We start from the raw sequence: 22,740 nt of genomic DNA, 5'->3' as shown, positions 1-22,740 counted from the left end.
AAACACGAAAGACAATCTAATCAGATTGTCTTTCGTGTTTAAATACTATACATCTGCAATTTTCCAGCCTTCACGATACTCGCGACCAACAAATTGGTTGGCATCATCAAAGTTAGTGATTTTCATATCGCCACCATTCCATATCAATTTGTTTCTTCCGTAGAAATCAAAGTTCCCTTTTTCATTTTTCTTACGAAGCATATAACTACGAATAGCTAAATTACCCATCAATACCGTTTCAGTAAGTGGACCAGAATAATCAAATGATGATGTCAAAGCTTTATGTGCCTTACTATCATAGCCTGCTTTACAAGCTTCTGTCCAACTAACCTGATGGCCATATTCAGGTAAAGGTTTTACGTCAGTCGGGGTTACTTTAGGGGCTTCAATTTTCTCTCCTGAATTTAGGTAAATTTTAGGGTCATTTCCATACATACCTATGGTCATTATACCTTTTGTACCCGTTAAAATAATTCCATTTGCTCCACCGTCATTACTAATGGCTTCGTTGGCAGGAATTAAATCTGGGTGCATTGGTCTAATACCACCATCCATCCAAATCATCTTCATTGCTGATTTGTTCTTCTTTGTTGCAGGGAATTTAATTTCAACGTGTGATGAAGGCGGACAACCCTCAGGAATATATTCAGGAGTCCAATCTTTGATAAATACAGCCCCTACGCTACATTCTACTTCAGTTGGGTATCCTAAACCTAAAATTCTAAAAGCAGAGTCAATCGTATGGCAACCAATATCACCCAATGCCCCAGTACCAAAATTCCACCAACCACGCCATTTGAAAGGGTGATAAAGTGGATGGTAGTCTACCCACTGTGCTGGACCAACCCAAGTATCCCAATCTTTTGGTGACATTGATTCAATCAATGGTGGCTTGTCAGTAGGAACAGGAATTCCTTGTGGCCAAACTGGGCGGTTTGTCCAAATATTTACCGTATGAACAGCCCCAATTTTACCTTCGTCAAACCATTTAATCGCTGTATTCTGAGCAGGGTTAGATGAACCCTGGTTGCCCATTTGGGTTACGACTTTGTATTTTCTTGCAGCCTTAGTCAGCATTCTAGCCTCTGCAATGTTGTGTGTCAATGGTTTTTGTACATATACATGTTTTCCCATCTGCATACATTGCATCGCTGCATAAGCATGGAAATGGTCGGGAGTAGAAATAGTTACCGCATCAATGTCTTTAGACATTTCTTGTAGCATCACCCTAAAATCACGGTATTTTTTTGCATTAGGAAATTTCTCAAAGGTTCCTTTGGTTCTGCCCCAATCTACATCACATAATGCTACTATATTTGAAGTCCCATTATTATAAGCATTAATAATATCGGACTGCCCCTTGCCACCTGCACCGATGGCTGCAATATTGAGTTTGTCGCTAGGAGCAATATAGCCTTTGCCTAATACATGACGGGGTACAATGAAAAAACTACCCAACGCCAAAGAACTCGTTTTAAGAAAATCTCTTCTGGAGTTTTGTTGTTTAGAATCTGACATAGTTAAATTGGAATTTGTTTTAGAATAATGCCACAAATTAGGTTTATTATCCCAAATAATTGTCCTGATTTAATAATAAAATAGTCAGTAGAAATATATTATTTACTTAATTTTAAGTGATAGCCTACACTAGGAATTAAGAAAATATTATTATCAATATCAGTAATCCCGACAGGTACAAGAATATTCAAATCAAAAGCATGTCTTGCTCTATCAAAACGTAAACCACCAGAAATAACAAAGCCATTGTCAATACTTATTTGTTTACCAACTGCAAAAAAGTTTTCTGTAAAAAAAGTAAGGTTAGGAGAAACTTTTTTCATATATCCTACTGAAAGACCAAAACCACCGTTAGTATCTTCTGTAAAAAATATTGGACTAACATTTAAAAAACTCTCTTTTTTACCAAAGCTAAAGGAAGGAATAATGACAAAAGTACTTCCTATCTCTTTACCTCCTAAGTGATTTCCAGTAACAGAAAAATTAAAATTTTCTTTCGATATAAAGTTGACTTTTGCTTTTAGTGAATAAAATTGCGCAGGAATAGGTGTGAAGAACCCGAAACCTAGACTAATTCTGTCGCCTAAGGCGCCCACGAATTCACTATAATAAAATAAAATGTTGTGAAATTCACTAGTGCTTTTTTCCATTGCAAAGCCAGTAGGAGCAACAAGCAGGCGATTAACAAAACGGTTTGGATAATAAGGTTTGTTACTGATAGGGTTGTTTTTATCGTACAATTCAATACTTACAATCTGAGAGACATCTACTGTAATTAACCCTAAATTATCTGTTTGAATTTTGCTCTGTACTGCATTCTGTTCAATAACTCTTCCTAATAATTGTGTGCCATCTTTTAGCCGAATAATATATGAATTTGGCTTCGTTTTAGTAGTATCTGTTTTGTAGTAATCTTGAGCAGTAATCGTAGAACATACTGTAAGAAGGCAAAGTAAAAGTAATATTTTTTTCATTAGCTGTAGTTAAATGGGAGGTTTATAATGGTAATGTTATTATCAGAGGCTTTTAAAATATGCTTTAAAATATATGTAGTTCAAACATTAGATTTCTTGTAGCAGGCTAGGAAAGAAAACGTATTTTCCACGATAGCGTTTATCAACAGCATCGTTTAAATCATCTAAATAATCATTTTCAAATACTTCAAACCCTTCTATACTATCAAAAACGTATTGGAAAGAATATGTTACACCTCCGTTATCGATTTCAGTCAATAACTTCAAGATTTTGAAGCTTTTTGGGAAACCAGTAAGCATTACTTTCGGAACATGAACTGTTCGCATCCAATCAAGAAAATCTTGTTCCGAGTTGATATCAATATTGTATGTGATATTATGAAAAAGCATAAAAGATAATTGTGAGTTATGTGGTAATTTGTGAATGAGTGAGTTGTGATTTAGTGATTGTTTTTAGTTGTGAATGAGTGATTTGTGGGTTAGTGAATGAGTGATTTATGATTTAACAGCTTTGTGTCTTTGCCTTTACAAAGTCTCAAAATCCTAGCGTCCAAAATCTAGTATCTAGCGTCTTTCAATCTTAAAGTCATTCAGTCCTAAAGTCCAAAATCCTAAAGTCCTAAGTCTAATATCTTCCAGTCTTTAATCTTTAAGTCCTAAAGTCTCCAAATCCCAACAATCACCTAATAGTTGATAATTTAATCTTTGTTCCCCAAAGTGCCAAGAAAATGACAGATACAAAATAGATAACGTTTCTAGAATCTATTAGCCCTCTTCCAAGAGCATCATATTGGTAATCGAGTCCTAACTGAGCAAAAATATAGCCAAAATCACCTAAAAATGGCAATTGAGCCAGTTGTCCTATTCCGTAGTAAAGTACTAAACAAATTGTAAAAGCTAAGATAAATGCCGTTACTTGGTTATCTGTTAGGGAAGACGTGAAAATACCAATAGCCGCAAAAACACAAGCCAAAAAGAAAAGCCCCAAGTAAGAACTCAACACAGCAGCCGAATCGACATTGCCTTGTGGATTACCTAGTTGATATACAGAATAATAATATAAAGTTGTGGGTAAAAGTGCTAATAAAACTAAATAACAACTAGCGAAATACTTACCTAAAATAATTTGCCAAGTAGAAAGTGGCTTAGTAAATAATAATTCTATCGTACCCGTTTTTACTTCTTCCGCAAAAGCCCGCATTGTAGTAGCAGGAATCAAAAATAAAAAGATAAAAGGAGCAATCTGAAAAAATGATGATAAATCTGCAAAGCCAAAATCAAGAATATTATCCTTAAAAAACCATACGAATAAACCAGTTGCTGTGAAAAACACACCAATCACAATATAACCGACGATTGAGCTTAGGAAAGTATTTACTTCTTTTTTGAAGATTTGATACATGGTAAATTAAAAATTTGAAATTGAGTTTGCTAGCTTGATTATGAATGTTAGCTAATGTAAAATAAACGTTGTTATTGTGTGAATTAAAGAGAGAAATATTCGTGTCTTAAAATCACAACTCTTACTTAACTCAATTATTTACAAAACATTATTCAAAAATCGACTTTTCTTTTTTCAGAATAGCAGAGATAATTAAAGCAACAATTAACCCACCAATAAAGCCAGCTATAACAGTGATAATAAATCCAATACTTGGGTCTGTGGCATAACTAATGATTTTTTCATTTACTTCCATCTGCGCATCCGTAGCTCCTTGTTCTTCCATTTTTTGGCGCATCAGATTAGCCTGTTTAATCATTTCAGAGTTATCAATGTACTTTAGATAAAGAATATTAAAGCCACCAGATACAACACCCCAAATAACCCCAGAAAGTAAGCCTATGCCCAGACCCTCGCCATAGCTCATAAAACCATTATTCTGGCTTTTATAATCATTCATTGCCAATACTTGAATCAAACAAGTAAAAGCCAGTCCTATTAAAAATAAAAAGAAGCCAGTAGAAACATCTTGACTATTTTTTAGTCCTAAAAGTTGAGTTGCTACTGATAGAATAATAGAGATAATCCCTGCGATAATTCCCCATTTTAAAGCAATTCTTGTGGTAGTAGTTTGGCTTTCCATCGATTAAGATTTTTTTACATATTGATACTGACGTCTGAAAAATAGAGAAATCATGATAGAAACTAATATTCCGAGGGGCACTTTGCCTTTCAATCCAATAATTTCATCAATGGCGATATCTTTAGGAGATAAAATTTTAAAAGCTTCTAAAATACTATTGAAAGATGCTACACCCATTTCTTGGATATATCCATTCCTTACTTTTGGCATTTTAAGCATAGCAGTTGTTTGTTCAATATATTCGGCTAAAATAGTATTACCATTAGCACTCAACCAAAAATAAAGTCCTAAAGCACTGATGCAGGCTCCAACAATATTAGTAAGATTAGCTACAGCAAAACCCTCCCAGAAGTGTAATGTATTATCTGGATTGTTTTTACGATAGTTTTTTACCGCGAATACCATCACTACAATGCTGAATAATAAAGAAGGTGCTTTTTTACCATCTAAAGGAATCTGCCCTATACTTTTTATAACAAAACAATAAGCTAAAGTCAGCAATCCAGCAATGATACCGTATATGATGATTGTTTTTGTAAACGATTTATTAAACATTCTTTTGTTGGTAAGATGATGATTTAGTGATGAGCTTTGAGTAGTAAGCTGTGAGTTGTTTAATTGTATTGTGCAAAAACTCAAAGCTTACTGCTCAAGGCTCACAGCTAAACAATTACTTTTATCGCTTTTCCTCTCAATGTTTTTCCAATAAATGGAGAGTTTTTTGAGGCGGAGATGATTTTTTTCTCACGATATACCCATTCTTCATCTTCTGAAAAAACAGTGAGATTAGCTTTTTCACCTACTTCAATTTTCGGTATGCTAAGTTGAAGAATTTGTCGTGGATTTACAGTAATTTTCTCAATTAAATCTTCTAATGAAATTTTTTCATTATACGTATTAACGGCTGCGAAAAGGGTTTCTAAACCAATCACCCCAAATTCTGCCATATCAAATTCTAATTTTTTAGATTCTTCATCTTGTGGATTATGATCTGATACAATGGCATCTATTGTTCCATCTTCTAAACCATCCCACAGGGCATCAACATCTTCTTGTGTGCGGAAAGGAGGGTTTACTTTAAAGTTGGTATTAAATTCTGATAAATCATTTTCAGTAAAACAAAGTTGATGCGCATACACATCACAAGTAATAGGAAGCCCAATATCTTTACCCATTCGGATTAAATTTACTGATTCTGCCGAAGATATACCAGAAAAATGTAACACACTTTTATCAACAGGCAAGTCCGTAAAAGGAGTATTCAATACATATTCCAACAACTTCAAATCACGCATGAGCATAATTTCTTCAGCCATTTGTGGCATTCCTTTCATTCCTAAAAAAGTACTCATCATGCCATCATGCATTTGACCAAAATGAGTGAGGTTAGTATCTTCAGGACGATTGATTAATACGCCACCAAATTGAGAAAGATATTGTAACGTTTTTAAGAAAATATCTGGATTTTGAATAGGGTTTTCACCATCAGTAAAGGCGATAGCTCCTGCATGATGAAGGTCTATCATTTCAGTAAAATCGTTTCCTTCACATTTTAAGGTAACAGCCGCCATCGGATGAAACTTTACTTTTTCTCCAGCTCGTTTTAAATAATTCACACTTTCACGTGTTTGAATTACGGGCTTGGTATTGGGCAATAAAGCAATTTCAGAGAAACCGCCAGCTAGGGCAGCAGCTTCCATCGACTGAAAACTCTCTTTATATTCGTGTCCTGGTTCTTTAGGGTGTACGCGTAAATCGAACCAACCGATTGATACGCAAATATCTTTACCTTCAATAATTTCATCGGCATCCAAATCGATTTCATCTTCAATTTTTTGGATACTGCCATTTTCGACAAAAATATCTTTAACCTGACCATTCAGGTCGTTGTTTTTACAAATTATTTTAGCGGAACGAATAAGAATTTTCATATTTATGTTTTACCACAGGTTGAAAAAAGAGATTGTTAGATATGATTAACACTGGGCTTTGTACATCAAAAAAAAGCCCTGATTGTCAGGGCTTTATAAAGTATTTGTTTTGGATTAATATCCAACGTGTTCTTTGTAAGAATCAGTATCCATCAAGGCTTCAATATCAGCAATGTTAGCTACTTTCATTTTAATCATCCAACCTTCACCGTAAGGGTCAGAGTTTACTAATTCAGGAGCATTGACTAATGCTTCATTGACTTCTAAGATTTCGCCGGCAATTGGCAAAAATAAGTCAGAAACAGTTTTAACAGCTTCTACCGAACCGAAAATTTCGTCTTGTGCTAAGGTTTGTCCTGCTGTTTCAATTTCTACATATACAATATCTCCTAATTCACTTTGTGCAAAATCTGTGATACCTACTATAGCAATATCACCTTCTAATTTCACCCATTCGTGTTCTTTTGTATAACGAAGCTCTGCTGGAAAATTCATCTGTGTTGGTTTTGTTGATTTTTTGAATTGGGTCGCAAGTTAAATTAAAATTAGTAAAGTTCAAAAAGCTTATCAAGCAAACTATTGATGATTTATTCTGATAAACTAAATCTTACTTGGAAACCAGCCGCTATCGTAGAACGATAATATGAATTTGAAACAAAAGGATTATTAAACATTTTATCAAAATAAACATTCACACTGAGCCTTTTATTGACATTATAACTTGCTTGTGGACGAAATTGAAAATTCATAAATCCTTGAGTTACTACTGTTTCAGCATCCAATTTCCTTTGTATCGTTCTTGTATCACGAATCGTTAAGTTAGCACTAAACTTTAAATCATTAGGCAAGCGAACTCTTCTGCCTTGTACCCTGAAAGGAATAAGCATATTTGCTTTTGTAAAGCCCATTCCAACCGTTAAATCTTTATTCGTAAGTTCATTTACTTGTGAATTAGCTAGGTTCAAGCCTACATTTCTATCCTGATTATACTCTATTTTCAAGGAGATTTTACTTTTTGTAATGGCATTAAAACCTATAAATGGCGCAAATCTTTCTTCAAATTTTATGGTACTCATCACAAATACTGGAATCAATGTGCCATCTTGATTTACTTTTGATGAAAGCGGATACATTAAATTATTCAAGTTCAACTGGAATGGGTCGGTATATTCTAATGATGACACAAAATTACCTACGCTATAAGTGGACGTATAGGCATGTGTAATAGAAATATTAGAAAACGTTCTTTTGAACCAACCAATATTGGCTAAGCCATTGTAGTCAACTCGCCAATTGGGAAGGGGCAAATTCACAAAAGGAGAGAAGCTCACCTTGTTGGGTGAAACGCCGCTATATGCTGCAAAAAATGCTGGAATCAATACATCTTGCGAATTAATATTATATTCTCCTGTGCCTTGTTTTTGTGCATTAAGGCGGTCTAAAATAGTTTGACGATAACTTCTAAATCGGTTAAAAATTACAGAATTATTGTCAGGTGAATTACTATCAAAAGTCGTCAGGAATGATAGAAACGACATACTGTAATTCCCTGAACGCACTGGACTTTGGCTTTGAAATTCTCCACCAACAGTGGCAGGTCTGAAAAACTCTTGATAATTATCTGACCTACTCCATTTCCCTTCAACCTGTATTTTGAAATCTCTGAAAGGTTCTAGCGCACTTCTGTAAGTGAAATTTTGTGTCCTTGTTTGTAAAAAAGGTACATTCTGGACAGTACTTTTTGTAAGCCAACCATTTTCGGCAGCTCTAAAACGAATATCGCCATCTTGGCTACCCGTAATAAAGCCTATGCCCGGAGCAGAACTCTGATTATTCATTCCTAACAAACCCGGATTTGGCATAAAACCAGCAAGCGTAGTAGATTCATCAATGTTGTAATTGATGTTAATACCACGGATAGTCATCAATAAGCGTGTAATACTTTTCAATACATTCGCCTGTGGCTTAATGATATCTTCATCATCACCGGGGCTTCGGGCAATATTTTTACGTTCTACCCTTGGCTGATTCGCTATTCTTAATGCCCTAATTCTGTTATATAGCGCTACTAAGTCTATCTTACCAGTAATCCCTCGGTTTCTAGTATTTTTAATAATATTACCAAAAGGCATATCCAATGAATCTTTAATATTATATGAATTGGCGGCATAAGTATAACCAAATCGATGGTTATAGTCGGCTGTCATCCAATCAGTCAATGGCGATTTATTCAAAGGTAATCTCCAAACAGTGTTTAGTTGTTGGTCATAGTTTTTGGTTCTACCAAATCGCCTTAAATTCGCAGCGACTGAATCTCTATCTTTCTGCGTTTCCAAACCACCATACGGCTCGTCAATGATAGCGTTAGCCGTAGCGTTGTAATTGACAGTAACGTTTTTAGTTAAATTCCAACCCAAGTTATAATAACGGTTGAATAACCAATATTTCTCAAAAAGTGGTGCAACTCCATCAGTTGTGAGTGTCGGTATTCCACTACTTCCTGTCTGCGTTATTTCGGCATTTCGCAATTGCGTTTTGATAAAACTTCTGTCCATATCTGCTCTGATGGTAACAGAATTTGGTAAAGGAGAGAGGTTGAAATCTTTTACCCAACGCAATAAAGGATGATTACTTTTCATTCCCTTAAATGGCTCAATTGACTTCGGATTTCCTGTAAAAGAATAAGTAACGCCACCACGGTGTGATGTTTGTCTATATTCATCAATCGTCGTATTGCTTCTTTTTAATTCAGCGAAAGCATAGGTAAATGTCAGGTTCTCTACATCCCACGCATGCGACTTGGCAGTCGGATTGGTTTTTATCTTTCGAACATTGGTAAGGTTCAACCCTTTTCGCTCAGAATTATCCTGTACCATCCTACGGTACCGCTCTCGTTCTACTGGGTCAGTAATACTAGCCAATGTACTGTCCAGTAAAATATCTGGGTCTAATGGGTTAAAGGTTGGGCTGATATTCCTTTTGTCGTAACTTACATATAATGGAATTTTTAAACCCCATTTTTCAGGTAAAAGCTTGTCAACATTAATGTTTGCGGCAATACCATATTCAATGGTAGTTTCTCTGGCACGTTCCGAAATTTTAGATTGTACGCCACCAAAACCATAATTTTTGAACGAACCGCTCATCGTTACGTTGGCAAAATCAGCCAATTTTAATCCTAACTTTCCAATGGCTGCTTGCCCTGAGGTTTGGTCAAAACCAGAAGCCCTTAATTCATCCACCCAGATACAAAAAGTTTTAGGCTGTTCATCTGCTGATTTTGGATTCCGAACCCCAATCATCGTAGTCAGAATAGCACTTTGGTCAGGTCTACCCACAACGGTTACAAAATAAGTATGACCATTATTCCCTAATACTTCTTTGCGGTATGGAGTATTCAAGCTAATACCAAGCCTATCTCTTTCTATTTTTACACTTTTGATAATAGCAAAAGGAATATCAATTTCATTTTCTTCTCGCCATACTTCTTCAGAAGTAACCGAAGTGGCATAATGAGTTTGTTTCAAACCTTTCGTTTCAACTTCGTAATAATTGTCTGTCAAGTCTGTACCAATTCTTATGAAAGCAGATACATTATTTTCAACATCATTATTTGGGCTGTCCATGTGGACAAACATCTTTAGGTTTTTGTAATTGATAAAATCAAATAACGTATTTTTAAAACCTGCTCTTGAATCACCATCTCTCAAGCCATCAACGCACATACTCAATGACTGTTCGTTTAATTGTGCATTGCTAATCGTAGTAATATCTCTGTCACGAACAAAACCTGGAGGTACTACATACGGAACCGTATTCGTGCCTTTGTTGGCAGGGCCGTTTTCTTCAATGTTAACGGTCGTAATTCTAAAGTTAGCATCATAAGGTTCTGGAACATCCTGTAAACCTCTAGGAGTAAGCTCACCTGTATATTTACGGTATTGAAAACCAGAAAGCTGGAAGGCCGCAAAACGAAAAACTACTGGCTGTTCCCAGCCTGTCAGGAAAGTACGGATAAATCTCATTGATTTAAACCCATTCACATTTCCTACTTTACTCGTATAGTCTTTGATAGGGATTCTGAACAGAAACCAATCAACACCATTTTCAGTAATTTTGTCAACGATATAATTCTGTCCCACTACCATTTTCTCTTGTTTAATATCAAGTTCGTATTGGTAATAAGCTTGGTTATCGTTTACGGTATTATCATTGTTCAAATCCTCACGGTCGGGCTGTTGATTACTTGATTCTGTGTAGCCAGAATTAGTATTAGCTGTTGCCGCAGTAGTAGGAGAGTTGTTCTCTAACCCCATATAATTCTTATAGCGGACAATAAGACTTGAGGTGTTATTATATTTTTCATTTAAGTAATGCACAAAGTCGTCACCTGCGGGGTCATTCTCAAATTCTAGTAAGGCAGTTTGGTCTGTCACTTTTGAACGAACATCATTCAAATAAGTACTAAAAAAACGTTGTTCATCAAATTCATCCGTTGAAGCAGCAGCTTTGTTCGGAAGACCGTCTAACCCAATATCTTGTAAACTTCTATCACTATTGTTTGAAAAAGCATTGGTTACAAACTGTTGTTTTGGCGCTAAACCCCAAATTGTTCTTTCAACGTTTGATGAAGTACCCGTCACAATCTTTTCACCTGCTGGAATGCCATTTTCAAAATTCGAGAATCCATCTGGAATAAAATCTTCTGAAATATCCCCTAAGTTGAAAATTAATTTTCCTCCTGTTTGATTACGTCTTTGGCTATTTTGACGGTCAACATCTGCATTTCCAGTAGCCCTTACAACGCCCGTTTCACCTTCTACTAATGGATTCATCATCCAAAATTCAAGGGTTTCAATATTGGCATTATCAAAGTCGGTATCTGAAGTAATCGCACGAGTAATCGCTCCAAAATTTTGTGTCGGATTGTTTAATAATCCTTTGTCATTCAAATTGGTCGAGAAGTTATAAACCCCTCTTTCAGCAGGGAAATAAGAAACATCTAATACGCTTAATGGAATACCTGTAATGTTGTTCGCTAACTGACGATTTGGGAACAAACTTGTAATAGATACAGCTCTTTCATAGGCATATTTATTAGATTCCTCTGAATTTACCCCCGGTACATTTATATTTGAACCATTATTTCCGTATAAACTAAAGTCTGCAATATAGGTTGAAATTTTGGCTCTTCGAAAACCACTCTCTAAGCTATTGGGCGAGCCTTGAGGAAACATCAGAGGGGTAGCACCTGGTTTCCAGGCCGTTGCTTGGTTACTTAGGCTAAATACATTTCTAGCTACCTCAAAATCATCAATAAAAGCATTGCCTTGAACATCTTTGTTAACAGACGGAATAAGTTGTGCAAACTCACCTTGAAAATCAATCCCAGATGTTTCTTTGGTAGAAATTAAAGGCAAGGCATCAATCAGTTTTGTTAAGAATTTTGAAGGACGTTGAATCGCTGCATCAAAACCAAAAATGGTATTATTAACAGGTTCGTTCCCGATTTGTACCCTTGTCAAGAAGTTAGGAGGACTCTCTTTCATGTGCTGAACAGTAGCTCCCAAATGGAAATTTTGTCCAACGGTATAATCCAAATGAGCCCCTAGCAATGTTCTGATTTGATTATTAAACAAATCAGGTTTTTCGTAACAGATTTTGATTTCTCGCCCTGAATTTGAAACCCCAACATTTAATATCCTCACTCTACCAGATTGCGGTTCAACAATATAATCAGTTCCAGCCGCTAACGGTACGCCACCCGCTGATACTTGTACCGACTTGGCATCTACACCAATGGGTAAAGAGACATCCCCTCCACCAGCAGATTGATAACTTCCTTTCAAGAAAAATTTATCCTTGCTGGTCAACTGTGCGGCATCGGTTTGGGTACTTCTATATAAACGATCAAAAACGTATTTATCGACTAACTGAACCTCATCTACATCAAATTGCTTTTGTAAAGTTGCACCAAAAGGTTCTAGTACTGGAAATATTACTTTTGCATTTTTACTGTCAATGGTTACCCCTTCAACAAAGTCAAAATTTCCATCCACTTGGGCATCACCGTTTTGGTTTAGCTTGTCTAGTCCCAAAACCCTGATTAATGGAATATCCTTTAGTTTCCTACCTTCTTGTAAATTCGGATTATCAACGCCAGTTTGGTCATCTTTATAAACCACTCTTAGTTGAAACGCCTGTTTTGCCAATTGCTGAGTATTCAATGAATAAATGTTTTTCATCATCAAATCCCACATCGGATGTTCCAGATTATTACGCACAGTAGATGATTTTAACATTTTTAAAATCAATACTTTATCGTCTGCTTGGTCTTGGTAATCTTCTGTAAGTTCACCAACTTGGTGTCTTTGACCATTCAACGTATATTCGTATGACACTGCCAACACTTCGTCATTACGAAGAGGTGTAATCAATGAGATATAACCAAGCTCTGGGCTGAACTTAAATTCTCTGTCCGATAAGCGTTTCGCTCCACGAAGTAAGTCAAAGTCAGGACCTTTGGTTAATCCAAATTCGCTTTGTAGCCTAAAAGTTGCTTGGTCAGCCTTTCTTACCTCTGCGTCTGCTCTGGCTGCTGCATAAAGCCCATTGTTAGCATTATCAACAGGTGTTTGGGTGCTTCCATTAAAAGGCTGAATATGTTTACTTGTTTTATTATAAGGATTAGCCTCTCCTAAATCCGAAAATGCTACTAGATTTCGGAGTGTTTCAGGACTTTGGGTTCTGTTGGTTACGTATACTTCTACACGAGTAATTGTAATCCCTGATGTAATGATTGGGAGGTTTTTAAGCGAGCGTTCATAATTATTTCTAAAGAAAGTAGACAAGAAAAAGTGCCTGTTTTCATCATAAGCACTTGCTTTTATTTCAAAGCTTTTTCCTTGACTTCCTCCTCTTAGGGTGATACAATCTTGTTTTGAGCGTTGTTGGGCCAATACCGTGGTAACATCCAAATTACCAAAACGCATTAACGTTTTTAATCCGAATAGGTTTTGAACCCCCGGAATGAGTTGACTATTTAACTGCCAAGATGTATTACCTACTTCAATGTTTTGTAAAATGTCTTCTTCATTTGTTCGCCAATTTAACTTTAGTTGATTTTGAAAATTGAAACTTGCTTTTGTATCAAAATTGGTATTAATATTTAATTTATCACCTATCTTACCCTGAAAGTTTACTTGTGCTTGTTCTGTAAAATTCAAGTTACCAATATATCTTTGCTGGACAGGAATGGCTGGATTATCGATAAATTGACCAATGTAACCTATATCTAATAAAACATTTCCATTTGGTTTGAAATCTACTTGGGCTCCCCCAAAAATGCGGTCGATAGCAGGCGGAAGTTCTATTTTGGGTAATAAGCCTCGCCCTTTGGTATCATCCTTTCCATCTTGCGAAGCCGCATACTTTCGCCAGTAGTCTCGCATAAACCTATCCTCTTGTAATCTAGAATAATCCTTTATGCTAATCTGCTCGGCAGGGCGATATTGGGTATTATCAGAAAGACTTCTTAGCTTTTCATAAATAGAAATTTTACCTGATGAATCTAGCCTAAATTCAGTATTTAAATCTTTGGAGTCTTTTGGAATAAAGGGTGAGCTTGCTGTTTTTCCTGTAAAGCGATTTGCGTAACGATCTTTTAATTTGAAACGAGGGCGCCTCCCAGATTTTTTTAGGGTATCAGCTAGGTAAGAAGAAAGAATGCCTTTTGGATTTTTTTTGGTCAGATAATAGGCGGTACCATGCATTGGTGAAACCCATGCAAGAGAAGCAAAAACTGACAAAATTAACCCTCCAGAAAGTAAGTAAAACTTTTTTCGTTGCACAGTTAGTAGCTTGATGTTCAAAAAATAAGGTATTTTAATTGATGTGGTATTTTTAAGAACAACTCGTGAAAAACAGGTCAGTAAACCCGAATTTTCAGAAAATGTGCTTAAAACAGTATTAATTTTTTAATAGGTAAGTTTAGCAAGTGTTTTTATGGTAAAGTAATAAAAGCATCTTGCTGAACTTCAAACGAGAAATAACCCCTCAATATTTCTTAATGTGATTAATTTTTGAAGTATTGAGTGTTTGACGTGAGTCTTCAATGACTATGAAGCTGTTTAAACTTTCCGTTTCTGAGGTGAAAGTATTGTATTTTAGAATTGATTTTTTCAAAATTTGGGAAGCATAGCATAGCATCGCTACGTTGAGTAAATTTTGGGACAAGCTATTCTAAAAGACTTAGTTTAACCCGAAAGGGAAAGTTTAAACAGCTTCTATCGTAAAGCCATTTTGATTAATTGTTCTACCGTGATATCTGTTCCTTCTTTTTTCAAGATGGCATCAATACTTTTCTCAGCAACATTTTTAGGAATCCCTAAGGTAACCAAAGCAGCCAAAGCTTCGTTCCTTACTTTGTTGTTTTGTGTTGGGAAAATTGAAGGCGAAGCAGTTCCTAACATTTGCTCTTTTCTGAGTTTATCTTTCAATTCGATAATGGCTCTTTGAGCTGTTTTTGCACCAATCCCTTTAATACTTTGGATAGTCTTGACATCTTCGTTGATTAACGCATGACGAATTTCGGCAGAGGACATCGAAGAAAGCATGACCAACGCAGTGTTTGGACCAATACCTGATACACTTAGCAAATCAAGGAAAAGTATTTTTTCTTCTGGGTCTTTAAAACCATATAGAATGTGGGTATCTTCTCGGATATTTAGATAGGTGAATAGTTTACAACGCTCCGTACCATCTTGCAAGGCACCGTATGTTTGAAGCGAAATTTTAATTTCATAGCCAACACCGTTTACATCAATTATAACGTAAGCTGGGTCTTTGTATGTTAATTTACCGTCAATATAGGCAATCATCTAATATGTGGAATTATTGTAAAAAGCCAAAGCAAGCAATTTTGCTATACTTCAATCAATTCATAAATGAAAGAATTGATAACTTCAAAAATACGCAAAAGTCCGCATAACTCAAATGTCATGCGGACTTTTATATATCTTGCTATTTTTTAAACTACTACGAAACTCTTAGTTTCATGCCAGCTTTTACAACATTGCTTTTGATTCCATTCAATTTTTTCAATTTATCAATTGAAATTCCTCCGTAGCGTTGTGATATATTCCAAAGGGTGTCGCCGTCTTGCACATTATGAAAACGAACTTTGCCTTTGCTAGCATTTTCTTTCTCTTTTGTATTGGTACGAGCATACTTTACAGTACTCGAAACCGCAGATTCTTTGAAAATAGTCAATTTCTGCCCCGGTTGAATCGTTGAGTTATCAAGATGATTCCAGTGCTTAAGGTCATAGACATCTACATCAAAATGGTCTGCTATTTGTGTTAAATTATCCTTTTTCTTAACGACATACGTTACTTTCTTTGGCTTTTTATTAATTACCACATCTTCCATGTCATCCTCTACGATTTCCTGTCTGGTAAACACCGTTCTGTTTTCATTAGGAATAGAAGCCAAAGTTTGTTGGAAAGTATTAGTTGTATCTTCCGTTTTAGTGCTACTAGCCAACACTACCCCAGGAGTTTGCATCGCTTTTTCAATAAGAGATGAAGGCATTTTAGTAGCAGAATCAAGAATTGACTTACGGTTTTCTCTGAAAAATGCCATTTCGTCTTTAGGCAATCTTAGCTGAAAATTACGCGTACGAGCAGGCAAAATATGCGTCAAAATCTGAGGGTTCATTTTTTGAATTTGCTCTAGAGAAATGTTACTAAGCGTTGCTAATTTATCCAAATCAATGTACGAATTAACAAGGATAGTATCATGAGGAGTAGCAGTTTCAATATTTTCAGCATAAATATCATGCGAATCTGCATGGTGCATCATATAAAGAATACCAATATATTGGGGAACATACGCCCTAGTTTCGCGTGGTAAACAATTGTAGATAGCCCAAAATGTTTGTCCGCCACCACATTTACGAATAGCTCTACGCACATTGCCTGGACCAGTATTGTAGGCAGCTAATACCAAATGCCAATCGCCAAAGATATTATAAAGCTGACGCATATACTTACAAGCAGCTTCAGTAGCTTTTTCTGGATCAAAACGCTCGTCAACATACTCATCCATTTTTAAGCCAAAATCCAAGCGAGCCGTTTTAGGCATAAATTGCCACAGACCGCCAGCACCTGCTCTGGAAATAACCTTAGGATTTAGACCTGATTCAATCAATGAAAGATATTTTAACTCATCTGGCAGACCATACTTTTTCAAGTATTTCTCATAAAGAGGAAAAAATACCCCATTTCTTTCAAGCATAGTTTTTGTGAATGAAGGTTTGCGATAGGCAAAGTACTCGACAAACTGATGGGTTACAGAATTATATGTAAGAGGAATTTCTTTTTCTAAAGCTTTTAGCCTAGGCTCAACCATCTTTGGGTCGATAAGCCAAGTAGGCTCTGGAGTTGCAATTTGTTGAATCGTTACCGTAGCGGTATCCGCTGTAACAGTTTGCTGGTCTGGACCTGCTGTTATTTGGGCATTTGTAAATGTGCTTACTGAAAGTAAACAACCGATACATAATGTTCTAAAAGTGGCGAGTGTCATACAGTAAGGATTAGTCTATCTTTAATTAAGGGTTAACACAAAAAAATACAATTACAAAGCTAAATGTTTTAAACTAAAAAAACGAATGATTTATTGTGTTTATAAAAGAAGGTGTTGAAATATTATAAGAATTGGGCAATGTTCTTTGTGGTGATAAAAACATTTATACCATTATAAAGCTACTTAGAGAAATCAATTTTAGAAAAAAAAATGTACCGCCTATCCTTATTTGTAAAGGTTTGTAGGCGATACTTTTTTTGTGATAATATTTAATATAATAAATATCTTATGCTATTTCCTTGGCAAAAGCTAATAATTCAGCTTCTTCAAAAGCTCCAGCCATAATCTGAAATCCTATTGGCATTCCCTCATTATCTACTCCGTTAGGAATAGAAATAGCAGGTAAACCCACCACATTTGCTTGTACTGTAAACAAATCCCCTAAATACATTTGGATAGGGTCGGCTGTTTTTTCTCCTAATTTATAGGCAGTTGTTGGCGTAGTCGGGCAAATTAAAAAATCATATTCAGTCAATAAATTATCTGTATATTCTTTGATTAGTCTTCTTATTTTTTGTGCTTTTGTATAGTAAGCATCATAATAACTTGCACTCAATACAAAAGTTCCCAACATAATTCTTTTACGAACTTCTTTACCAAAACCTTCAAAACGGGATTTTTTGTAAAGTGACATTAAATCAACCGCTTCAGCGCTTCTATGTCCAAAACGAACGCCATCAAATCTTGATAGGTTTGAGCTAGCTTCGGCAGTTGTTAATGTATAATAAGTTGGTAAAAAATATTTAATCAACGGAAATTCTACGGCTTCTACTTGATAACCTTTTGCTTTTAAATAATCTAATTTGGCTAAGGTAGCTGCTTTTACTTCTGGCTGTAAGCCTTCGCTTTCTACGGCATCTTTTAAATAACCAACTTTATACGTTTTTTTATCAGTTTGGAAGGTAGAATAAGCAACTACCTCTTCGTTTGAAACAGTACTATCTTGTTCATCTTTCCCTGCGATTACTTCTAATAAGATGGCAGCATCTTCCACTGATTTGGTAATAGGACCGATACAGTCAAATGAAGAAGCATAGGCAATTAAGCCCCAGCGAGAAACCCTTGTGTACGTAGGTTTTAAACCTACCAAGCCACAAAACCCTGCTGGCATTCTAACAGAACCACCCGTGTCTGTGCCTAATGAAGCAAAACACATATCTGCTTGTACGGCTACTGCCGAGCCTCCTGATGAACCACCCGCTACTCTGTTTTCACCAACTGCATTTAAGCATGGACCGAAAGCAGAGTTTTCGTTGGTTGAACCCATCCCAAACTCATCACAATTTTGTCTTCCTATGATAATGGCATCTTCATCTATCACTCTTTGAACAGCAGTTGCTGTAAACTGAGATTCAAATCCATCTAAAATCTTACTTCCAGCTTGTGAAGTATGATCTTTATAGCAAAGTAAATCTTTGATACCCAAAACCATTCCTGCTAATTTCTTGGCCGTTCCTGCTTTAATTTTGGCATCTATTTGGTCTGCTTTTTCCAAGGCTTCTTGGTCAAAAACAGATAAAAAAGCATTTAATGTGTTGTTCTTCTCCTCAATATTTTTCAAATAGAACTCTACTAACTGACGACACGTAATATTACCTGCGTAAAGGTCTGCTTGGATATCTTTTAAGGTTGAATATACTTTCATGAATGGTTTAATTTAGTGTAATTACAATAGCTTAAGTAAGCGAGTTAAGCTACTTGCTATTGAACTTAATTAGATGGTTTTATGATTGAACCCTATCTATTAACAAAACAAAAGCATAGCTGAGATAATAAAATCACCTCAACTATGCTCTTGCTAAAATACCTTAATACTATTTTGTATTTGTATCGTCTTCTAAGCCTTTTGTAATTTGGTCAGTTACGTCCTTTTGTGCTTCTTTGAATTCTTTGATGCCTTTTCCCAAGCCTTTCATTAATTCTGGTAATTTTTTACCGCCGAAAAATAACAACACAGCTAAACCCACCAAAATTAATTCTGGACCGCCCATGTTGAAAATTAGATAAATTGAAGTAAGTTCCATGTCCTTAGTTATTAAATATTTGCGTAAAGATAAGCAATGATTTTAGATTTTAGTTTTTACCATTTAGTTTTTCTTTCTCTACAAAAGCATACAGAGCCTTGCAAACCTATTTTAGTGGCAATAATTCTCCTTTTTCCCATGCAATAAAATTATCTACATCTGTTTTTAAAGAATTAAATAACCACATCACTAAAGCCAAATCATCAGATAACCCTATAAAAGGTAAAAAGTCTGGGATTAAGTCGAAAGGAGAGATAAAATAAATCAAACTGGCAATAATTTTCAGGATACTAGCCCACGGGATGATTCTGTATTGCCCCGTAGCATAAGCCTTTACCATTCTACTTAACGTTGTGATGCGCTCTGCAAGTACTTGTCCTACGCCTTTATTTTCGTTATTAGCAATATCTCTGGCTTTGATAAGGGCTTCTCTTAATAATTCAAGGACAGCCAACCCCGTTCCAGCATATTTCCCAGCCTTTTTCGTAGCAGCTTTGAAGAATGTTGATTTCAAAACTTTGCCTACTAAGTCTTCATTAGTCATATTTTATGATATTAATTTAAGGATTCGATGAATGAACATATGTCTATAACGTAGCAAATATACAATTTACCAAACTTTTACTAAGAATTCTACAAAAAATACTTAATAAACCGTTAGTGAATAAGCAAATGGGTTACATTTGCGTTAGATTTTAAACGTATTTACTAAAACAATTAATTTACAATCGATTATGTCAAAAATAACTGTCGTAGGTGCAGGAGCGGTGGGAGCAACCACTGCTGATAACATTGCCCGTAAAGAATTAGCATCGGAAGTAGTATTGCTTGACATTAAGGAAGGCTTTGCTGAAGGTAAAGCCCTAGATATGTTTCAAACTGCTGCAATCTTAGGGTGGGATACTAAACTAACGGGTGTTACTAACGATTATTCTAAAACGGCTAATTCTGATGTCGTTGTGATTACTTCGGGACTTCCACGCAAGCCAGGGATGACTCGTGAAGAACTAATAGGGGTAAATGCAGGCATTGTAAAATCAGTCGTTGATAATATCCTTAAGTATTCTCCTGATGCTATTTTTGTGATTGTATCAAATCCGATGGATACGATGACTTATTTAGCATTAAAAGCTTCGGGCTTGCCTAAAAACCGTATCATTGGTATGGGTGGAGCGTTGGATTCTGCACGTTTTAAATGCTATTTATCTTTGGCGATGAATGTATCACCAAATGATTTACATGGTTCGGTAATCGGTGGACATGGTGATACTACGATGATTCCACTTACGCGTCTAGCTACTTGGAACGGAACACCTGTTACTGATTATTTAGACGAAGCTACGTTGAGTAAAGTGGCTGCTGATACGATGGTTGGTGGTGCTACACTAACAGGCTTATTAGGCACTTCGGCTTGGTATGCACCGGGTGCTGCAAGTTTATCAGTGGTTGAGTCAATCATTCGCGATGAAAAACGTGTAATTCCTTGTTCTGTTTTCTTAGAAGGAGAATACGGACAATCAGATATTTGTCTAGGCGTTCCTGTAGTATTAGGAAAAACAGGATGGGAAAAAATCATTGATTATAAATTAAATGATGCAGAACAGGCTTTGTTTGCTAAATCAGCAGATGCTGTTCGTAATATGAATAACGTATTATCTACGTTAGATTTATAGTTTACTAAGAATAGTGAATAGCTTTTTAAAGCTATTCACTATTTATTTCAAGGGTGCTTCATCTACTTTGTCAACAAAATATTCAGTATCGCCCATCCACGAAAATTTCATATACCGCTGTTCATAATGCACACGGATTCTTCTGCCAGTTAGCATGGCATCTTCTAATTTTTGAATAATTGTTGGGTCGTCAGCATCTACTGTAAATGCCCATAATCTATTGACCATATTGCCCATTTGTCCTTGAGCTCCTTCGTTAAGTTCTCCTTCGTAAGTCTTGAAAACCACTCCCTTTTTAGAGAATTTTGAAATTACTCCCGCTCTTTCTCCTTCCGAATAAGCAACTCTCGTTAATAAAAAGCTGAACATGATTACAAGCACAGCTAGCGTTAATATGCCAATAAACAGTCTTCTAAAAAAGACCATCGTTGCTTGTTTTGCTGAATTCATTCGTTCGTTGAAAGCCATAATAAAATTGTTTAGATGTATAAAAAAAAGAATTGAATATATACAAAGATATTCAATTCTTTCATTTTTAATATATGTTATTATTATTTTGAACGAATAGCAATCACAGGGTCTAGGCGGGCAGCTACCCATGCAGGCACAATACCTGATAATACACCAATAAAGGTAGATACAAACACCCCAATCATGATATTACCAAAAGTAAGCACGAGCTTTAACGAACCCAAACTGACATTAGACAATAACCAGACAAAGAATATGCCCACAGCACCACCAATCAAACTCAAAAATACGGCTTCAAACAAAAACTGGAATAGAATAAAATAATTTTTAGCCCCTAATGACTTTTGGATACCAATAATATTAGTTCGTTCTTTTACAGAAACAAACATGATATTAGCTATACCAAAGCCGCCTATTAATAATGAGAAAAAAGCAATACAAGCGCCACCAACGTTCATACTGGCAAATATAGATTCGAAGAATTTTACGGCTCCATCTAAACGGTTGATAGAAAAATTATTGTCTTGTGTAGGTTTTAGTCCTCTTCTGCTTCGCATAAGGCCTGTCACTTCGCCTTCCAAAGTTTCTTGACCTTTATCCCAGTCATACGCTTTTACCGCAATATCAGGTTCTGGTTCGTCTTTTTGAAAAAGACTCGCATATGTTGTGTAAGGAATAAAAGCTCGTTCATCTGGCGACCCACCCAAACTAATTAAATCTTCTCCTTTTTTCTTCATCATGGCGATAACTTTGAATTTAATGCCATTGATTTTAATCGTTTCTCCGATGACATCACCACGATCAGGAAAAAGAGTTTCTTTGACTTTCGCTCCTAAAATAACTACAAAGGCGGAATTATCTGTTTCATTATTCAAGAAATATCTTCCCGTTTCAACAGGAACATCCGTGATTTTATTATAATCCTGACTAACACCTGCTAAATTAGTTTCCATACTATTGTTGCCATTCTTCAACGTAGTTCTTCTACCATCCATAATAGAAACAGCCTCAGAATTTTCGAGGTTATCGGATAGATATTTGAACTCGTTGTACTTCATACTTGGGCGATTGATGTATTTCCACCAAGGGTAATTGTTGCTCATTACCCAAGGCCATTTGCCTACATAAACTACACCTTTACCGAATGAATCGATTTGTTCGCGAATACCCATGTTCATAGAATCAACAACGGTAAAAACAGCAACAATCGAAAAAATACCAATCGTTACACCCAAAAGTGATAAAACGGTTCGTAATAAATTAGATCGTAGGGCTTGCCATGCGAAACGTAAGCTTTCAAATAGTTGTCTGAGGAATTTCATACAATGAGATTAATATTTAACAAGTTAAATTTAAAACTACAAACTTTGACAAACAACTACGAAATGACAAATGGAGTTTATTGATAGGTTGAATGGTAA

General features: G+C 35.8%; 17 protein-coding genes. 1 reads left to right on the top strand and 16 read right to left on the bottom strand.

Annotated elements, in window-relative coordinates; all coding sequences use genetic code 11:
• Positions 1–45: 45 nt before the first annotated feature.
• From J2Y60_RS16185 to J2Y60_RS16120, 14 genes are all read right to left on the bottom strand, one after another.
• Positions 46–1,518, bottom strand: a complete 1,473-nt coding sequence (locus J2Y60_RS16185) for a Gfo/Idh/MocA family oxidoreductase (RefSeq protein WP_309920013.1) — start codon at positions 1,516–1,518, stop codon at positions 46–48.
• A gap of 98 nt (positions 1,519–1,616) precedes the next feature.
• Positions 1,617–2,492 (bottom strand): hypothetical protein, encoded by an 876-nt coding sequence (locus J2Y60_RS16180; protein WP_309920010.1) that lies wholly within the window; start codon positions 2,490–2,492, stop codon positions 1,617–1,619.
• A gap of 87 nt (positions 2,493–2,579) precedes the next feature.
• Positions 2,580–2,882, bottom strand: coding sequence for a DUF4286 family protein (locus tag J2Y60_RS16175; RefSeq protein ID WP_309920008.1), 303 nt, complete (start codon positions 2,880–2,882; stop codon positions 2,580–2,582).
• Positions 2,883–3,171: 289 nt separating this feature from the next.
• A complete protein-coding gene (gldF, locus tag J2Y60_RS16170) occupies positions 3,172–3,894 on the bottom strand; it encodes a gliding motility-associated ABC transporter permease subunit GldF (protein WP_309920007.1) in 723 nt (240 codons plus the stop codon).
• A gap of 148 nt (positions 3,895–4,042) precedes the next feature.
• Positions 4,043–4,576 carry a DUF4199 domain-containing protein gene (locus J2Y60_RS16165; protein WP_309920005.1) on the bottom strand — a complete coding sequence of 178 codons (534 nt, stop codon included), beginning with the start codon at positions 4,574–4,576 and terminating at the stop codon, positions 4,043–4,045.
• A 3-nt stretch (positions 4,577–4,579) separates the two neighbouring features.
• A complete protein-coding gene (locus tag J2Y60_RS16160) occupies positions 4,580–5,131 on the bottom strand; it encodes a DUF4199 domain-containing protein (RefSeq protein ID WP_309920003.1) in 552 nt (183 codons plus the stop codon).
• Positions 5,132–5,238: 107 nt separating this feature from the next.
• The gene (locus J2Y60_RS16155) at positions 5,239–6,507 is read right to left on the bottom strand and encodes a dihydroorotase (protein WP_309920001.1); all 1,269 of its coding nucleotides are present in this window, start codon (positions 6,505–6,507) and stop codon (positions 5,239–5,241) included.
• 114 nt (positions 6,508–6,621) lie between these two features.
• The gene (gcvH, locus tag J2Y60_RS16150) at positions 6,622–7,002 is read right to left on the bottom strand and encodes a glycine cleavage system protein GcvH (protein WP_309919998.1); all 381 of its coding nucleotides are present in this window, start codon (positions 7,000–7,002) and stop codon (positions 6,622–6,624) included.
• Between the two features lie 92 nt (positions 7,003–7,094).
• A complete protein-coding gene (sprA, locus tag J2Y60_RS16145) occupies positions 7,095–14,357 on the bottom strand; it encodes a cell surface protein SprA (protein ID WP_309994689.1) in 7,263 nt (2,420 codons plus the stop codon).
• 435 nt (positions 14,358–14,792) lie between these two features.
• Complete coding sequence (ruvA, locus tag J2Y60_RS16140; RefSeq protein ID WP_309919993.1) at positions 14,793–15,386, bottom strand: Holliday junction branch migration protein RuvA; 594 nt, start codon at positions 15,384–15,386, stop codon at positions 14,793–14,795.
• A 157-nt stretch (positions 15,387–15,543) separates the two neighbouring features.
• Positions 15,544–17,091, bottom strand: a complete 1,548-nt coding sequence (locus tag J2Y60_RS16135) for a LysM peptidoglycan-binding domain-containing protein (protein ID WP_309919990.1) — start codon at positions 17,089–17,091, stop codon at positions 15,544–15,546.
• Positions 17,092–17,377: 286 nt separating this feature from the next.
• Positions 17,378–18,796: an Asp-tRNA(Asn)/Glu-tRNA(Gln) amidotransferase subunit GatA gene (gene gatA / locus J2Y60_RS16130; protein WP_309919987.1), complete on the bottom strand. Its 1,419-nt coding sequence runs from the start codon at positions 18,794–18,796 to the stop codon at positions 17,378–17,380.
• Between the two features lie 169 nt (positions 18,797–18,965).
• Positions 18,966–19,175: a twin-arginine translocase TatA/TatE family subunit gene (locus J2Y60_RS16125; protein ID WP_309919985.1), complete on the bottom strand. Its 210-nt coding sequence runs from the start codon at positions 19,173–19,175 to the stop codon at positions 18,966–18,968.
• Positions 19,176–19,281: 106 nt separating this feature from the next.
• Positions 19,282–19,719, bottom strand: a complete 438-nt coding sequence (locus tag J2Y60_RS16120; RefSeq protein WP_309919984.1) for a YkvA family protein — start codon at positions 19,717–19,719, stop codon at positions 19,282–19,284.
• Between the two features lie 190 nt (positions 19,720–19,909).
• On the opposite strand from J2Y60_RS16120, the gene mdh reads away from it, so the two are divergent.
• Positions 19,910–20,848, top strand: a complete 939-nt coding sequence (gene mdh, locus J2Y60_RS16115; protein ID WP_309919982.1) for a malate dehydrogenase — start codon at positions 19,910–19,912, stop codon at positions 20,846–20,848.
• 42 nt (positions 20,849–20,890) lie between these two features.
• Here mdh and J2Y60_RS16110 read toward each other — a convergent pair whose 3' ends face one another.
• Both J2Y60_RS16110 and J2Y60_RS16105 read right to left on the bottom strand, forming a co-directional pair.
• Positions 20,891–21,316 carry a hypothetical protein gene (locus tag J2Y60_RS16110; protein ID WP_309919979.1) on the bottom strand — a complete coding sequence of 142 codons (426 nt, stop codon included), beginning with the start codon at positions 21,314–21,316 and terminating at the stop codon, positions 20,891–20,893.
• Between the two features lie 83 nt (positions 21,317–21,399).
• Positions 21,400–22,641, bottom strand: coding sequence for an ABC transporter permease (locus J2Y60_RS16105; RefSeq protein ID WP_309919977.1), 1,242 nt, complete (start codon positions 22,639–22,641; stop codon positions 21,400–21,402).
• Between the last annotated feature and the right edge of the window lie 99 nt (positions 22,642–22,740).

Source organism: Arcicella sp. BE140 (assembly GCF_031456255.1).
Lineage (GTDB): Bacteria > Bacteroidota > Bacteroidia > Cytophagales > Spirosomataceae > Arcicella > Arcicella aquatica.
The sequence above is the reverse complement of the archived record's forward strand: the minus strand, read 5'-3'. Positions and strand labels throughout refer to the sequence as shown.

Bases quoted from the DNA above. Each gene is read 5' to 3' on its own strand.
- J2Y60_RS16180 (WP_309920010.1), bottom strand. From the start codon at position 2,492: ATGAAAAAAATATTACTTTTACTTTGCCTTCTTACAGTATGTTCTACG.
- J2Y60_RS16160 (WP_309920003.1), bottom strand. From the start codon at position 5,131: ATGTTTAATAAATCGTTTACAAAAACAATCATCATATACGGTATCATT.
- J2Y60_RS16125 (WP_309919985.1), bottom strand. From the start codon at position 19,175: ATGGAACTTACTTCAATTTATCTAATTTTCAACATGGGCGGTCCAGAA.
- J2Y60_RS16120 (WP_309919984.1), bottom strand. From the start codon at position 19,719: ATGACTAATGAAGACTTAGTAGGCAAAGTTTTGAAATCAACATTCTTC.
- gldF (WP_309920007.1), bottom strand. From the start codon at position 3,894: ATGTATCAAATCTTCAAAAAAGAAGTAAATACTTTCCTAAGCTCAATC.
- J2Y60_RS16155 (WP_309920001.1), bottom strand. From the start codon at position 6,507: ATGAAAATTCTTATTCGTTCCGCTAAAATAATTTGTAAAAACAACGAC.
- J2Y60_RS16135 (WP_309919990.1), bottom strand. From the start codon at position 17,091: ATGACACTCGCCACTTTTAGAACATTATGTATCGGTTGTTTACTTTCA.
- J2Y60_RS16105 (WP_309919977.1), bottom strand. From the start codon at position 22,641: ATGAAATTCCTCAGACAACTATTTGAAAGCTTACGTTTCGCATGGCAA.
- J2Y60_RS16175 (WP_309920008.1), bottom strand. From the start codon at position 2,882: ATGCTTTTTCATAATATCACATACAATATTGATATCAACTCGGAACAA.
- gatA (WP_309919987.1), bottom strand. From the start codon at position 18,796: ATGAAAGTATATTCAACCTTAAAAGATATCCAAGCAGACCTTTACGCA.
- ruvA (WP_309919993.1), bottom strand. From the start codon at position 15,386: ATGATTGCCTATATTGACGGTAAATTAACATACAAAGACCCAGCTTAC.
- J2Y60_RS16165 (WP_309920005.1), bottom strand. From the start codon at position 4,576: ATGGAAAGCCAAACTACTACCACAAGAATTGCTTTAAAATGGGGAATT.
- J2Y60_RS16185 (WP_309920013.1), bottom strand. From the start codon at position 1,518: ATGTCAGATTCTAAACAACAAAACTCCAGAAGAGATTTTCTTAAAACG.
- mdh (WP_309919982.1), top strand. From the start codon at position 19,910: ATGTCAAAAATAACTGTCGTAGGTGCAGGAGCGGTGGGAGCAACCACT.
- gcvH (WP_309919998.1), bottom strand. From the start codon at position 7,002: ATGAATTTTCCAGCAGAGCTTCGTTATACAAAAGAACACGAATGGGTG.
- J2Y60_RS16110 (WP_309919979.1), bottom strand. From the start codon at position 21,316: ATGGCTTTCAACGAACGAATGAATTCAGCAAAACAAGCAACGATGGTC.